The sequence below is a fragment of the Pseudomonas sp. TE3644 genome, assembly GCF_056278815.1.
This window is the reverse complement of sequence record NZ_JBWBQF010000001.1, coordinates 3,148,115-3,161,792: the sequence shown is the minus strand read 5'-3', so window position 1 is coordinate 3,161,792 and position 13,678 is coordinate 3,148,115. Positions and strand designations below refer to the sequence as shown.

The window sequence follows — 13,678 nt, the reverse complement described above, 5'->3', positions numbered from 1 at the left end:
TGCATGCCGCATCGGATGTGAACAGATCAGTCTTTGGGGGCGGTGTGCTAGCGGTGGGCTGCCAGCTCGCCAGGTCGGGTGTCCATGGCCACGACACGCGCGGTGACATCATCGTCTGCGTGCACGCGCTGCATGCCGTCGACGATGATGTGGTCCTGGGCGGTCAGCCCACTGTCGACGATGCGCAGGCCGTCATACAGGTCGCCCAGTTTGACTTCGCGGTAGTGCACGCGGCCCTGGCCATCGACCACCATCACGTACTTGCGATCCTGATCGGTGCCCACTGCGGCGTCATTGACCAGCAGGGCGTCGCGGCGCTGGCCGGCGCTGACCTTCACGTGGGCATACATGCCAGGCACCAGCAAACCTTGTGGGTTGTCGAAGCGCGCGCGCACGCGAATGGTGCCGGAGTTGCCATTGAGTTGGTTGTCGATGGAGTCGACGACCCCCTGGCGGCTGAACGCGGCCTCATTGGCCAGCCCCAGCGCCACCTTCACCGGTTGCGCGTGGGGCTGGCCCAGGAAGCGCACATAAGTCTGCTCGTCCACTTCGAAGTTGGCGTAGATAGGCGAGATCGACACGATGCGGGTCAGCACGGGAGCACTGGCGCCGGCCGCCACCACGTTGCCCAGCGTCAACTCGGCACGCGAGACACGGCCACTGACCGGGGCCACTACATGGCAGTAATCCAGATTCACCTGGGCGGTCTGCAAGCGTGCCTGCGCACCCTTGAGCTCGGCTGCGGTGGTCTGCTCCAGTTGCGTGGCGGCGTCCAGGTCGCGCTGGGCAATAGCGTTCTGGCCCAGCAGGCGCCTGGCGCGCGCCGCGTCGGTATGGGCGTAGGCGTTGCGGGCACTGGCGGCGGCCACGTCGGCCATGGCCTGGTCGACTGCCGCCTGGTACAGGCGCGTATCGATGGTGAACAACGGATCACCGCGCTTGACCTGGGCGCCATCCTTGAAGTGCACGCCAGTGATGGCACCCGACACCAGCGGGCGCACATCAACGTCATCGATGGCTTGGATCTTGCCGGAGTAGGTCTGGTATTCGTTGATGGCGGCAGCAATAGGGCTGGCGACGTCCACCTCAGGGTGGGTGGCCTGGCTGCCCGCTTCAGTGGCCGCGGCAAGGTTGTCGGGTTGCGACCCCAGCAGGTGATATCCGCCGGTGGCGGCGGTGATCAGCGCAAGGGTCAGCACGAGGGGGCGTTTCTTGATGAGTTTCATGGGCTCGACAAATAAAAGGGTGTAGGTAAGAAAGGTGGGCAATGCTAGAGTAGATATCGCGATCGATAAACACGCTGAAAATCCTCAAACTGTAGCCCTCAGGTTTCCAATGAGTCTTACCCATGTCCATCCCTGAAAATTTCAACGGTATCCATACCTTCGTCACCACAGCCCGTTCCATCAGTTTTACCGAGGCTGCGGAGCGCCTGAATGTCTCCAAGTCCGCAGTGGGCAAGACCATTGCCCGGCTCGAACAGCGCCTGGGCGTGATGCTGTTTCATCGCACCACCCGCAAGCTGTCCCTGACCGCTGACGGCGAGGCTTACCTGGCCGCCTGCAGCGGCGCCCTGGACGAAATCCGCGACGTGGAAAACTGCCTGATGTCCAAGGCGCACGAACCCTCCGGGCAGCTACGGGTCGACATGCCGGTGGCCTTGGGACGTCAGTTGGTCCTGCCGGTGATGATGGAGCTGGGTCAGCGTTTTCCGGGGCTGTCATTCACCCTCACGTTCAATGACCACCTGATCGACCCCGTGGAGGAGGGGGTGGACCTGGTGATCCGCTTCGGCGACCCGGGCAACCAGCAAGGCCTGATCGCCCGGCCGTTGACGCGCCAGCGTCTGATCATTTGCGCGGCGCCGGCCTACTTGCAGGCGCGCGGCGTGCCGCAGACGCTGAATCAAGTGCATGAGCATGCTTGCGTGGTTACTTTTCGCCGCGGCCAGCCATTGGGCTGGCGCGTGACAGACGAAGGGGAGCCGCGGCGGATGGTGCCACCGGCCACGCATCAGATTGGTGATGGCCAAGCCATGATCGATGTCGCGTTAGCGGGGCTTGGCCTGTGCCAAATGCCACTGTGCGTGGTCCGCGAGCACCTGCAATCGGGTAGGCTGGTCAGTGTTCTGGACGACTACGAGCCCGAGCCGCTGACGGTCTATGCCCTGTGGCCGAAGACGGCGCACCTGCGCCCCAAGGTGCGCTGCCTGATTGACACCCTGATCGAGCTGGGCGAAGCCGGGCGGCTGCAGTAGCACCCCCCCGGCCGTGGCGCCCGCGGCGTCACATCTCGCGTTCAATCCACTGCAGTACGGAGCCATGGACCGGCGCCCAGTTCAGCTCGGCACGTGCCCGGGTGGCGCGCACTCGGCTGTTGACCCCCAGTGATTTCACCGCGAGGTAGCTGCCCAGTTCCCGGGTAGCCTGGTCCTGGTCCCAGGTTGACGGCCCTGGCAGGTTGAAACGCCGGGCAATGGCGGCGCCCATCTGTTCAAAGGAGGCTTCGCCGTTTTCGCCGAAAAAGAACGCTCCCGCAGGCCCCTTTTCCAAGGCCAGCTCATACAGGTCCAGCAGGTCCTCCAGGTGTACGTTCGACCAGACGTTCTTGCCATCGCCGACCATGCCGACCGTGCCGTGCGCCTTGGCATACTTGAGCAGCATGGGCAGTTGCACGCTGTCCCGGGCCAGCCCCAGGCCGTGGCCGTAGATCAGTGCCGGGCAGACCACCATGGCGCGGATCCCGCGGGTGGCGCTGTCCTGGATCGACACATCCAGCGCGTGGCGGCTGACCCGTTCCGGCAAAGGTGAATACGGCGTGTATTCGTCATAAATCACGTCGGTGCAGAACGCACCGGCCGCGTCATCGGCCATCTTGCCGGCACCGCTGGTGTGGATGAACGCCTTGCCGCTGCCTTCCAGGGCGTCGAGCAGGGCGGTGATGGCGCCACGGTGGTCGCTGTCTGCAGCGTTGATCACGGCATCTGCTTCGCTTGCTGCACGCTTGAGCAGGGCTGCATCGTCGAGATCGCCCAGGATCGGCTCGATCCCCAGCTCGAGTAGCTGCTGTGCTTTTTCCTGGGTACGGACCAGACCGCGAACCACGTGGCCCTTGCCGAGCAATCGCGCAGCCAGTGAACCCCCGATGTAACCCGTGGCGCCGGTGATGAAGATATTCATGAGTAAGGCTTCCTATCGGAAAATGAAGTAGAGGAATTCTATTTCGCTAGTTCGATGCTAATCGAACTATGGTAATAAATGGAAGCCCTGTTATGATTGCACCATGAGAAATATCCCGCCCCCCGACGCTAGCCAATTGACCCTCGAGCGTGTGCTATACGCCTTGAGCGATTCGGTTCGTCTGGAGATTGTGCGCGCGTTGGCTGATGGCTGCGAGGCAACCTGCGGGGACCTGGACGGCGGGCGTCCCAAGTCCAGCATGTCCCATCATTTCCGCGTGCTTCGCGATGCCGGTCTGGTGCAGACTCGGCGGATGGGCACCGCGTACCTGAATTCACTGCGTACCGAGGCCGTCGATCAGCGGTTCCCGGGCCTGCTGGCGTCGATACTTTCCCAGGGCTGATGCAGGCTGCGAGGCTGCTCAGGGTTTGCCGAGGGCTCTATACAGGGTGTTGCGCGATACGCCCAACAGCTTGGCTGCCTTGCTGATGTTGCCGCCGACGCTGCGCAGAGTCTCGCGCATGTGTACCTGGGACAAGGCCTGCAGTGAACCGCCGTCATGCACCGAGGCATTGCCTGCCAGCGCTGTCGCAGCGTGCTCGCCACAGACTTTGGTGTAGAACACGATGCCATTGTTCAGGCTGGACTTCAGGCAGTAGCCCGTGACCACGGCCAGGTCCTGCTGGAACAACTCCCTCACGTTACAGCGCCTGGCAAACGGGTCCAGGTCATCGAGCATTTCCCGGGCGTTGCGGGTGGCCGACAGGAGATCGCCCGCCGTATTGATTGCGATCAGCCCGGCCAGGTGTGTATCGATGAAGTCGGCGTCGTAGTGGATCTTGAATACCGTGTGGCGCTGGTGAGCTTCAAGGAACAGCCGGTTTTCGATTTTCACCGCAGCGCTCATCAGCTTGCGCTCCACCAGGCGCGATTTGAATGCCTCGCTGCCGGTGATGTTTAGCACCCCCACCAATGTCCCTAGCGGGCCCCAGAGCGGCACCGCGCAACAGAAGAAATCCCCGAATTCATCCAGATAGTGCTCGGCACCCACCAAGGTCACTGCGTGCCCTTGCGCGATGGCACACGCGGGGGCGGTGGTGCCCAGGTCCGACTCCTGCAGCCGCCGGCCCACGTGCAGGGCAAACGCATGGGCCAATGGGTTGCTGCCGTGCCGCACTCGTGTGATCAACCCCTGGGCATTGGTGCAGTACACGGCCCAGTTTTCTCCACCGAAGGAATCCCAGATGGCATCGATTTCCTCGCCCGCCACGGTGGACAGCTGACGATCTGCGTCATCGATCACGTAGAGCGGGTAATTGGCGGCCAACAGCCTGCGATCATCACAGCGTATACCGTGCGCGTGACTGCGTTGCCAAGACTGCAAGAGGGTAGGGGCGATAGTGGTAGCGTGTGGCGCGTCCCCCCGCATGATGGCTGCCTTGGCCTTGCGCAGGTCGGTCACGTAGGCCTCGAAGTCTGCAACCGCTGCGTACATGTGCCCTGCCCCCCCTCCCGGCTGAACCGCCGTGATTCATTGTTGTTCAATTTTGGAACAGTCATGGCTCAAACCACCGGTTTTCCCGGGGCAAACCGCTGTCTGGCTGCCACCATCGTCTTCTGCCGTCCGCGCCGCCTGCCTCCAATAATGGGCACTCAACAGCAAGTCGATGTGGATGGTAAAAACAAATGACAAATAAAAGCTTTGACGTGCTCATTATCGGCAGTGGCGCCGCCGGTTGCGTAGTGGCGGGGCACTTGGCCGAAAACACTACTGCCAGTATCGCCATTATCGAGGCGGGCGGGAAGGACGCCGACCCCCTGATCCATATTCCTGCCGGATTTGGCAACATCCTGGCCAAGGACCGCCACGTTTGGCGTGACAGCACCGTGGACCAGCATGGCACCGCCCGGCGTTTTCGCTCCGGCAAAGTGCTGGGCGGCGGCACCTCGGTCAATGCCATGTGCTACGTGCGCGGGCAAAAGCGCGACTTCGACGCCTGGGAGCAGGCCGTCGCAGGGAAGGGTGGATGGTCGTACGAGGGCATGTGGCGCGCGTTCATCGAGCAGGAGAAGAACGACAGCTTTCACAACGAGCATCACGGGATCAACGGCACGCTGGCGGTGCAATTGCCCAAGGGCATCAACCTCCTCAACCAGCACTGCCTCAAGGCCTTTCAGGAATATGGGCTGCCCTACAACCCCGATTACAATGGTGCCAGCCAAATCGGCGTGTCGCCCGTGCAGTCGAACATCGACAACAGCCGCCGTTGCAGCGCCGTGGAAGCGCACCTGCGTCGTCACCTGGACAGCGGCCGGGTCACCCTGCTGACCAAGAGCACGGTCACCCGCGTATTGATCGAGGATAACCGCGCCGTGGGCGTGGAAGTGCAAACCAGCGGCGGCAAGCACGAGATTCAGGCCAGGCACGTGGTACTCAGCGCCGGTGCCGTGCACAGCCCCAAGATCCTGATGCACTCGGGCGTTGGCCCGCGGGCTCAACTCAATGATTTCGGTATCCCTGTCAAGGTCGACGCGCCTGGGGTCGGCGAGAACCTGCATGACCACCCCATCATTCCGCTCAGTGCCTACGTCAAGGGCGACCTGGGCTATCAAAAGGTCGCCCAGGGCTTGGGCACTCTGAAAGCCGGGGTGCGCTATATCCTCACCAAGGACGGTCCGGCCTCGGGCAACGGCATCGAGACCGTGTCTTATTGGGACCCGCTGGACTTCAAGGGCGAACCTACCGTGCAGTGCTATCACGTACCGATCATTTCCCAGGACGGCCTGAGCCCCACCGGCTCCCGTGCCGGGGTGACGTTCGAACTGGTCGTGCTGCAACCCAAGAGCCGCGGCTGGATTCGCCTGGCCGACTCGGACCCCACGTCCATGCCGCTGATCAACCCCAACTTCATCGGCCATGAGTTCGACTTGCACGTGGCGGTGGAGTCGGTGAAGGCCATGCGCGCGGTCATGGAGCAGCAGTCGCTCAAGCCGGTGATTGATGAAGAAGTGTCGCCGGGGCGCAGTGTGCAGACTGACGCGCAGATCGGCGAGTGGGTCAAGCGCGTGGCCACCACCATGTGGCACCCGGTGGGCACCTGCCGCATGGGCATCGACGAGGCTGCGGTGGTGGACGAGCGGCTGCGCGTCAGAGGGGTGGAACACCTGCGGGTGATCGACGCCTCGATCATGCCCAACATCACCAGCGGCAACACCAACGCGCCTACCCAGGCGCTGGCCTTGCACGCGGCCAAGATGCTGGTTGCCGACCACTTCTGACCCACCCGTCCATCGACGGCCGACAGGCTCGGCAAGCGCCTGTCGTGCCAGGGAAATGCTCATGACACGAACCAATAACAAATACGTGCAAGCGTTGCTGCTGAGCAGCGTGATACCGGCCATCCCTGCCAGCTGCCTGGCCTTGGACATTGACGGTGGCGACTACACGCCACTGCCCGATGGCACCAACATGGCGCTGCTGTACTACCACCACAGCCATGCCGACAGCGCGTATGCCCACGGCCGGGGCACCGGCGCCGGCACCCACCTGAGCCAGGACGTCGGCACCCTGCGGATGATCCACTTCATGGACGTGGGCGGCTACACCATCGATCCACAGTTCCTGTTGCCCTTCGGCCACCTCGATGGCAAGCAGGGCGGCGCCGACTTGGGCACTGGCAATGGCCTGGGCGACCTGATCCTGGCCAACACGGTGTGGCTGGTGAACAACCCGGCCTCGGGCACCTATTTTGGCGTCACGCCCATGGTTACGTTGCCCACCGGCAACTACGACAAGGATGACGCGCTGAACTTGGGTGAAAACCGCCACAAGTACACGCTCCAACTCGGTCTCAGCCAGCAGATCACTGATCGGTTGGCGCTGGATGCGGCGTTCGATGGCACGCATTTCGGAGACAACGATCGCTACGGCAGTACGAAAAGCACACTGTCGCAGCGAACCCTCTATCAAGGGCAGGTGATCGCCCGCTACAACCTCACCCCCAGCCTGGACCTGCGTACGTCCTACTCCCGTCAGTGGGGCGGCGAACGGTTCGTCGACGGTGTCAGCCAAGGCCGCCCCGGTGAAAGCAAATATTCCATCGGCACCGCCTACATGCTGCCCAGCAAAACCCAGCTGATCCTGGGGTGGGGCCGCGACACCAGTATTGATAACGGCTTCAAGACCCAAAGCCAATTGAGCTTCCGCATCGCGCAACTTTTCTGATTGCTTAAAGGAATCCACCGCATGACCTATCTACCCGCAACTGCCATCGATGCGCTGTTTGCGCGCCAACAGGCGTTCTTCGCCTCACGCCAGACCCGCAGTCTCGACTTTCGCAAGGACGCCTTGCGCCGCCTCAAGCAGGCCATCGAGGATCACCGCGAGGGTCTGTACGCGGCGCTTGACGCCGACTTGGGCAAAACACGGGAAATCGTCGACCTGGCCGAAATCGGCGCGGTTATTCACGAGATCAACTTCGCCTTGGCCCATCTGGATGAATGGGTCAAGCCCCAACAGGTACCCACGGCGGAGATCATCGCGCCCTCCACCTGCGAGATTGTCCAGGAGCCGTTCGGGGTCACGTACATCATCGGCCCGTTCAACTACCCGGTGAACCTGACCTTGACGCCCCTCGTCGGTGCAATCATCGGCGGCAACACCTGCATCCTCAAGCCTTCGGAAACCACGCCGCATACCTCGATGGTGCTTGAGGCGATCATCACCCAGGCCTTCGAGCCGCAGTACATCGCGGTGGTGCAAGGTGGCAGGGAAGAAAATACCCACCTGCTGAGCCTGCCGTTTGATTTCATCTTCTTCACCGGCAGCCCCAACGTGGGCAAAGTGGTGATGGAAGCTGCCGCGCGGCACCTGACGCCAGTGGTGTTGGAACTGGGCGGCAAATGCCCGTTGATCGTGTTACCTGACGCTGACCTGGATCAGGTGGTCGAGCAGATCATGTTCGGTAAATTCATCAACAGCGGCCAGACCTGCATCGCGCCGGACTACCTGTATGCCCACCGCAGCATTCGGGCGGCGCTGTTGCATAAACTGCTGGAGCGGATCAAGGCGCAGTTGCCGCAACTGGGCGCCACCGGCAAGTTGGTGACCGCGCAGCAAGTGGCACGGCTGCAGGCGATGGTGGATCAAAGCCGTGGCGAAGTGCTGGTAGGGGGGCAATCCGACGCTCAGGCGCGGCTGTTCAGCGCCACGGTGGTCGACAATGTGCAGTGGGATGATGCCTTGATGGCCGAGGAGCTGTTCGGGCCGATCCTGCCGGTGTTGGCATTTGAGGACACCCAGGTGGCTGTCGAGCTGATCAACCAGCACCACCCCAAGCCGCTGGCGGTCTATGTGTTTACCCGCGACCCGCATTGGGCGCGGTCGATCATCGAGCAAATACCTTCAGGCGATGCCCAGGTCAACGGTGTGATGTTGCATGCGTTCTCACCCTACCTGCCGTTTGGCGGCGTCGGAGCATCGGGCATGGGGGAATACCACGGGCATTACAGCTACCTGGCCTTCACCCATCGTAAATCCATCCGCTTCGTGCCGTGAAACCGCGCCGTCGGTAATGCGCTCATCGCACTGTCGACGGCAGATAGCCAAAACGCTGCTGGAAACGGCTCGCGAACCGGGCTCGTGAGCGATAGCCGCAGGCCTGTGCGACCTGCTCGATTGGCCAATCGGTGGTCTGCAACAGCATCAAGCCGTGATGCATGCGGACCTCCACCAGCACCGCATCGAAGCGAACCTGGTCTGCGGCCAGGCGGCGGCGCAGCGTCGCTTCGCTCATGGCCAGCGCGAGGCCCGCTTCCCGCGCCGTCCACGGGTGCTCCGGGCTGTCGCTGATCAGCCTGCGCAGGCGCGTGGCCGTGGCGGCTGGGCGAGGGCGGCCGTAGCCCACGCCGCGCTCATCCAATGCCGCCAGCAGGTCCAGCAGGCGGTACCGCAATCGCTCGTCGCTGATCAGGGTATCGGGCACGCTGGCGCACACCCAGCGCAGGGTCGTGGCCAATTCTGCGTCCAGAGGCGTCAGCCGCACAGCATCAGGGACCGCCGAGCGTTGCACGGGGCGGTTGCGGTGATACTGCTCGACAAGGCCTGGGCTGAATGTCAGAAACACCGATCGAAAGCAAGGTTGCAGCCCACCCGGCGTTTTCTGAAGATTGGCCCAGGTGTCGGGCTCCACCAGCACCAGGGTCTGATCATTATCGATGACCAGGTCGTGGTCTGATCCGCCCAGGGTCAATACACCGGATGCCACCAGTAGCAGGGACGCGGCCTGGAAGTGAAACTCAGGGGTGGGCTGCGTACGACGCAGGCAAGGCTGGGCGAGGGCACACACGCCGTGACGCGCCACCGGACGGGCCAGCGCCAACTGCCACGGCGGCGCCTGGGTTGACCATTCGGGGACCGCGTCGGGGCGCGGCAAATCGACGATGGCGGTATTCACGCGAAGCAGGCCCCGGGCTTCAGCCCACGTCAGGATTCAAGGTATACAGGCCGGTCAGGCTCGCTTGCGCCAGCACCGGTGCCTGGGCCAATGCGTTGCGCACGTTGGCACCGCTCAGCTCACCACCAACATCCAGGCTCGGCCGGGCAAGGGCATACAGGGTGAACACGTAACGGTGCATCAGTGTGTCGTTCCAGGGTGGGCAGGGGCCGTCGTAGCCGAAGTAGGTACCCTTCATCTGCTCGTCGCCGGCAAACCACCCGGTGTAATCGTTGATACCGTGGCGCAACCCCTGGGGGGCTTGCGGCCCGGGCTTGCCGCGGGCCGTCACCGCAGAGCAGTGCGAGCCTTCGGTGATTTCCCTCGCGGTGGCAGGAATGTCCAGCAACAGCCAATGGAAGAATTCCACCCGCGGCAGCGAGGCGGGCACCACACGTCCCTCCTGGTTGACGTCGGTGCCGGAGCTGGGGACGTCCGGGTCATGGCACACCAGCACAAACGATTGGGTACCTGCGGGAACCTCGGCCCACCCTAGGTGAGGGTTGCGGTTTGAGGACAGTTCTATGTGCTGGGCGGGGCTGGCAACGGCGAAGGCAAATTGGCCGGGGATGACTTGTCCCTCACCGAAGCTGTGACTGAAAAGCTGCATGGCAATCTCTCATGGGTTCATGGACTGGATGGCGGCCATGCTAGACCAGTCGCTTTGCTAGCATGTACGCCCAGCCACTCAATCCTGGCCCTTTTCCGATCATTGTGAGGGCTTGTGCGCGGTTCACGGCTTGCCAGCGCGCAAGAAATCAGCCCAGCGCCGCACCAGATAATTGTGCTCATCCATCACCGAGTTCCACACGCTGATGTGGCCCATGCGCTGGGCGTATGACCCACCCTCACGGCAGGCGCCGGCATCGATCAGCGGCAAGCCGTCGCTGCCCATCAACTCCTCACGGGCGGGCTTGCCGTCATACCAATAGTCCCATTCCGCAGGGCTCAGATGGTCACGGGTACGCAGCGGATTGGAGATATAGAAGCCCTGGCGCGCCATGACCGCGCCCGGCCAACCCGCCAGCCACCAATTGAGGTAGGCATAGGCAGCGTCCTTGACCCGACCTTGGGCGCAGCGCGACAGTGACAGCCCCCCAAACCAGGCGCGATAGCCTTCCTTGGGCACTGCCAGCCGGTATTGCACCCCTGCACGGTGCAATTGCATCAGCGTCGGCGACCACAGGCTTTGAATATCGATTCGCGGTTGCAGCATCAGCTCGCCGGCCTCCTGACCGTCGGACCAGAACGCGGAAAAGTGACCGTGGCGCTGCTTGTCGATCAGGATTCGAGCCAGTTGGTCTATTTCCTCCAGCTCAAGGTTGCCAATGTGCTCGAAGCGGGCCAGCCCTGCCGCCTGGACGGCCAGTGCGGCGTCCAGCGCGCCAATGGACGCATCGCTTTGCAAGGCAATGCGCCCGCACCATTTTTCATCCAGCAGCCACGCCCAGCTTTCGTCTTCAGTGGACAGGCCACTGGGCAGGCGCTCGGGGCGGTAGGCGAAACTGTCCGCATTGTGGGTCAGCGGCAGCATGCTGATTAGGTCAGTGGGGCGGCTGCCCAAGTTGCCATCGTGTTGAACGTACAGTCGGTCACACGGCAGGCTGCCGGTGGCCAGGCGATCGCCGGGGCTCAGGCGCCCGCGCTTGGGCAGATCGTTGATTTCTTCCCATAAGGCCAGGCGGCGAGTATCGATGGGCTGGATGGCGCGCGCTGGCCACACCAGATCAACGTTATGAAACCACTGATCGTAGAGGTCGTAACTGTCGGGTTGCATTACCGCGATACGCTGCGCCTGTTGCACCTCGTGGATCTGGTAGACGATGCGGATGCCCAGTTCTTCTTCCGCCCGCTGGCGAATCGACTCCAGCAAGGTCACGGAGGTACCCAGAACTCGGAGGGTGACGGGCTCGCTCATGCCGCTGCCACCACGGGTTGACGCAGAAAAGCGGCGAATGACCGCTTGAGCAGGGCGGTGTCCAGGTCGCGGACGATAAACACCAGCCGCGAACGGCGGGCCCCGGCCGGCCAGGCCGCCAGGTGCAGGGGAGCATGCAGGCAGTGCTGCACGCCGTGGATGACGATTGGCTGTTCGCTGTTGATCACTTCCAGGATGCCCTTGACTCGCAGGATTCGTTCGCCGTGGCATCTTAGCAGCATGGACAGCCATACGCCGAAGGTCATCCAGTCCAGCGGCTCCTCGAACTCCAGGCAGCAAACCTGAGCCTGACTGTGCCGCTGGCTGTCCACCGGCTTGAACAACCGCCAGCGAGCCACTTCTTCGCCAATGGCATCGCCGCCCAGGCCTTGTCCCCACAGCAGTTCATCGCCACCGCCCACGGTACGCGCGAGCCGCTGCGCGGCGCCGGGGTTCAGGTGCGCCAGGCGCTCGCGTACCTGGGCCAGCAGCTGCGTGTCGACTTGATCATCCTTGCTGATCAGCAGGCGATCGGCGGCCGCCACCTGGGCCAGCCATTCGGGGTGCAGGCGCTCCTGAAGGCTGGCGTGCATGGCGTCGACCACGGTGATCATCAACCCCAGGTGGTAGTGGCCACGCAGATGGTTGTCCTTGGCCAAGGTGGCCAGGATGGGCGCCGGGTCAGCCAGCCCGGTGGTTTCCAGCAACACGCGGCGGAAGGCGGGCAGTTGCCCCAGCCGGCGGCGCTCCTCCAGCCGCAGCAACGCCGCCTTCAGATCGCCGCGTACCGAGCAGCACACACATCCGTTGGGCAGCAGCACCGCATCGGGGGCGATGTCTTCGACCAGCAGATGATCCAGGCCGATTTCTCCGAATTCATTGATCAATACCACGGTTTCCCCCAACGCCTGGTCGGTCAGCAGGCGTTTGAGCAAGGTGGTCTTGCCGCTGCCCAGAAAACCGGTAATCACATTCAGCGGCAGGCTCATGAGGTGGTCTCCAGATAGTCCAGTACGCGCGTGTCCAGCGGGTCCAATGGTCGGCCAAGGATCGCCTGGGCCTTGGCCCAGAGATCCTCAAGGCCATTGGCCAGTTCCTGGCGCCCGGTGGCGCCGTGCAGCAGATAGGCCGTGCCCTGGAAGTCAGACACGCTGAGCCGGAACGGTGCCAGTACACGATTGATGGCGGCGATGCGCCGCAAGCGTTCGCGACGCCGCGGCAGCTCGTCGCTCAAGGGATCGCTCCAATGAATGTCTTCGCCCAGCAAGCCACAGAGTCCGCACATGGAATTTGCCTTTTGTGGTGGCCGGTCAGGGCATGACGTCGCCGGAGTTGGGGCCCAGTGTCTGCCCCACGAACAGATTGCCGCCCGGCTCGGAGGCCAGTAGCACGGCAATGGGCGCCACCTCTTCGGCCAGCCCGAAGCGGCCCAGAGGCAGCTCCTTGGCCTTCGCGGCCTTCCAGTCCTGGCTCAGGTCGTCCACCAGGGCAGTGGTGATGGGGCCGGGGGCGATGGCGTTGACCAGCACGTTGTCCTTGGACACCTCCAGCGCCAACGACTTGGTGAAGCCAATCACCCCCGCCTTGGCGGCTGCGTAGTGGGTCAGTTCGGCACCGCCCTTGATGCCCAGCTGCGAGGCGACGTTGATGATCCGCCCCCAGCGCTGAGCGAGCATGGCGGGCAGGGCGCGCTGGCTGGCGATGAACACACTGGTCAGGTCGACGCGCAGCATATCGTCCCACATCTCCTGGGTCAGGTCCACGCAACGCGCCTGGGTGAGCATGCCGGCATTGTTGACCAGGATGTCGATGCCGCCGAAGGTGGCAAGGCAAGCATCGACGCCCGCATGGGCGCCGGCGCGGGTGCCCACGTCGGCGACGCACTCGACCACTTCCGCGCCCAGCGATCGGCAGCCGCCCGCGACACGTTCCAACGCCTGGCCATTGCGATCGGCCAGCACCAGCCGGGCGCCGGCTTCGGCGTAGGCGTGGGCAATGGCGGCGCCGATCCCGCTGGCCGCGCCAGTGATGACTGCACGGCGCCCAGCCAACGGGTGGGCCAGGGTTCTAAGGGTATCTTGCATCAT

Annotated in this window: 14 protein-coding genes; 5 read left to right on the top strand and 9 right to left on the bottom strand. The window is 63.3% G+C overall.

Going from position 1 to position 13,678, the window contains the following annotated elements:
* Positions 1-47 precede the first annotated feature (47 nt).
* Positions 48-1,226, bottom strand: a complete 1,179-nt coding sequence (locus ACZ9GA_RS13980; RefSeq protein ID WP_457362114.1) for an efflux RND transporter periplasmic adaptor subunit — start codon at positions 1,224-1,226, stop codon at positions 48-50.
* Positions 1,227-1,348: 122 nt separating this feature from the next.
* Here ACZ9GA_RS13980 and ACZ9GA_RS13975 point away from each other — a divergent pair, with 122 nt between their 5' ends.
* Entirely contained in the window at positions 1,349-2,257 is a 909-nt protein-coding gene (locus tag ACZ9GA_RS13975; protein WP_457362115.1) for a LysR family transcriptional regulator, read from the top strand.
* Between the two features lie 28 nt (positions 2,258-2,285).
* On the opposite strand, the gene ACZ9GA_RS13970 is transcribed toward ACZ9GA_RS13975, so the two are convergent.
* The gene (locus ACZ9GA_RS13970) at positions 2,286-3,179 is read right to left on the bottom strand and encodes an NAD-dependent epimerase/dehydratase family protein (protein ID WP_457362116.1); all 894 of its coding nucleotides are present in this window, start codon (positions 3,177-3,179) and stop codon (positions 2,286-2,288) included.
* A gap of 103 nt (positions 3,180-3,282) precedes the next feature.
* Here ACZ9GA_RS13970 and ACZ9GA_RS13965 point away from each other — a divergent pair, with 103 nt between their 5' ends.
* The gene (locus ACZ9GA_RS13965) at positions 3,283-3,582 is read left to right on the top strand and encodes an ArsR/SmtB family transcription factor (RefSeq protein WP_457362117.1); all 300 of its coding nucleotides are present in this window, start codon (positions 3,283-3,285) and stop codon (positions 3,580-3,582) included.
* Positions 3,583-3,600: 18 nt separating this feature from the next.
* On the opposite strand, the gene ACZ9GA_RS13960 is transcribed toward ACZ9GA_RS13965, so the two are convergent.
* Entirely contained in the window at positions 3,601-4,506 is a 906-nt protein-coding gene (locus tag ACZ9GA_RS13960) for a helix-turn-helix domain-containing protein (RefSeq protein WP_457362118.1), read from the bottom strand.
* Positions 4,507-4,865: 359 nt separating this feature from the next.
* Here ACZ9GA_RS13960 and ACZ9GA_RS13955 point away from each other — a divergent pair, with 359 nt between their 5' ends.
* The 3 genes from ACZ9GA_RS13955 to mdlD all read left to right on the top strand — a co-directional run bounded on the left by ACZ9GA_RS13955 (position 4,866) and on the right by mdlD (position 8,736).
* Complete coding sequence (locus ACZ9GA_RS13955) at positions 4,866-6,458, top strand: GMC family oxidoreductase (RefSeq protein ID WP_457362119.1); 1,593 nt, start codon at positions 4,866-4,868, stop codon at positions 6,456-6,458.
* Positions 6,459-6,519: 61 nt separating this feature from the next.
* Positions 6,520-7,404: a transporter gene (locus ACZ9GA_RS13950; protein ID WP_457362120.1), complete on the top strand. Its 885-nt coding sequence runs from the start codon at positions 6,520-6,522 to the stop codon at positions 7,402-7,404.
* A 21-nt stretch (positions 7,405-7,425) separates the two neighbouring features.
* A complete protein-coding gene (gene mdlD / locus ACZ9GA_RS13945; protein WP_457362121.1) occupies positions 7,426-8,736 on the top strand; it encodes an NAD(P)-dependent benzaldehyde dehydrogenase MdlD in 1,311 nt (436 codons plus the stop codon).
* A gap of 22 nt (positions 8,737-8,758) precedes the next feature.
* Here mdlD and ACZ9GA_RS13940 read toward each other — a convergent pair whose 3' ends face one another.
* The 6 genes from ACZ9GA_RS13940 to ACZ9GA_RS13915 all read right to left on the bottom strand — a co-directional run bounded on the left by ACZ9GA_RS13940 (position 8,759) and on the right by ACZ9GA_RS13915 (position 13,675).
* Positions 8,759-9,634: a helix-turn-helix transcriptional regulator gene (locus ACZ9GA_RS13940; protein WP_457362122.1), complete on the bottom strand. Its 876-nt coding sequence runs from the start codon at positions 9,632-9,634 to the stop codon at positions 8,759-8,761.
* A gap of 19 nt (positions 9,635-9,653) precedes the next feature.
* Positions 9,654-10,283 carry a YbhB/YbcL family Raf kinase inhibitor-like protein gene (locus tag ACZ9GA_RS13935; protein ID WP_457362123.1) on the bottom strand — a complete coding sequence of 210 codons (630 nt, stop codon included), beginning with the start codon at positions 10,281-10,283 and terminating at the stop codon, positions 9,654-9,656.
* Positions 10,284-10,406: 123 nt separating this feature from the next.
* Positions 10,407-11,591 (bottom strand): ABC transporter substrate-binding protein, encoded by a 1,185-nt coding sequence (locus tag ACZ9GA_RS13930; protein WP_457362124.1) that lies wholly within the window; start codon positions 11,589-11,591, stop codon positions 10,407-10,409.
* Positions 11,588-12,580, bottom strand: coding sequence for a CobW family GTP-binding protein (locus ACZ9GA_RS13925; RefSeq protein ID WP_457362125.1), 993 nt, complete (start codon positions 12,578-12,580; stop codon positions 11,588-11,590). The genes ACZ9GA_RS13930 and ACZ9GA_RS13925 overlap by 4 nt, the downstream gene beginning before the upstream one ends.
* The gene (locus tag ACZ9GA_RS13920; RefSeq protein ID WP_457362126.1) at positions 12,577-12,876 is read right to left on the bottom strand and encodes a hypothetical protein; all 300 of its coding nucleotides are present in this window, start codon (positions 12,874-12,876) and stop codon (positions 12,577-12,579) included. Before ACZ9GA_RS13920 ends, ACZ9GA_RS13925 begins: the two co-directional genes overlap by 4 nt.
* A 25-nt stretch (positions 12,877-12,901) precedes the next feature.
* Positions 12,902-13,675 carry an SDR family NAD(P)-dependent oxidoreductase gene (locus tag ACZ9GA_RS13915; RefSeq protein WP_457363728.1) on the bottom strand — a complete coding sequence of 258 codons (774 nt, stop codon included), beginning with the start codon at positions 13,673-13,675 and terminating at the stop codon, positions 12,902-12,904.
* Positions 13,676-13,678 lie beyond the last annotated feature (3 nt).

What these genes read in the sequence shown, in the direction of transcription:
- ACZ9GA_RS13980 (WP_457362114.1), bottom strand. Translation starts at nt 1,226, where the DNA reads ATGAAACTCATCAAGAAACGCCCCCTCGTGCTGACCCTTGCGCTGATC.
- ACZ9GA_RS13975 (WP_457362115.1), top strand. Translation starts at nt 1,349, where the DNA reads ATGTCCATCCCTGAAAATTTCAACGGTATCCATACCTTCGTCACCACA.
- ACZ9GA_RS13970 (WP_457362116.1), bottom strand. Translation starts at nt 3,179, where the DNA reads ATGAATATCTTCATCACCGGCGCCACGGGTTACATCGGGGGTTCACTG.
- ACZ9GA_RS13965 (WP_457362117.1), top strand. Translation starts at nt 3,283, where the DNA reads ATGAGAAATATCCCGCCCCCCGACGCTAGCCAATTGACCCTCGAGCGT.
- ACZ9GA_RS13955 (WP_457362119.1), top strand. Translation starts at nt 4,866, where the DNA reads ATGACAAATAAAAGCTTTGACGTGCTCATTATCGGCAGTGGCGCCGCC.
- ACZ9GA_RS13950 (WP_457362120.1), top strand. Translation starts at nt 6,520, where the DNA reads ATGACACGAACCAATAACAAATACGTGCAAGCGTTGCTGCTGAGCAGC.
- mdlD (WP_457362121.1), top strand. Translation starts at nt 7,426, where the DNA reads ATGACCTATCTACCCGCAACTGCCATCGATGCGCTGTTTGCGCGCCAA.
- ACZ9GA_RS13935 (WP_457362123.1), bottom strand. Translation starts at nt 10,283, where the DNA reads ATGCAGCTTTTCAGTCACAGCTTCGGTGAGGGACAAGTCATCCCCGGC.
- ACZ9GA_RS13930 (WP_457362124.1), bottom strand. Translation starts at nt 11,591, where the DNA reads ATGAGCGAGCCCGTCACCCTCCGAGTTCTGGGTACCTCCGTGACCTTG.
- ACZ9GA_RS13925 (WP_457362125.1), bottom strand. Translation starts at nt 12,580, where the DNA reads ATGAGCCTGCCGCTGAATGTGATTACCGGTTTTCTGGGCAGCGGCAAG.
- ACZ9GA_RS13920 (WP_457362126.1), bottom strand. Translation starts at nt 12,876, where the DNA reads ATGTGCGGACTCTGTGGCTTGCTGGGCGAAGACATTCATTGGAGCGAT.
- ACZ9GA_RS13915 (WP_457363728.1), bottom strand. Translation starts at nt 13,675, where the DNA reads ATGCAAGATACCCTTAGAACCCTGGCCCACCCGTTGGCTGGGCGCCGT.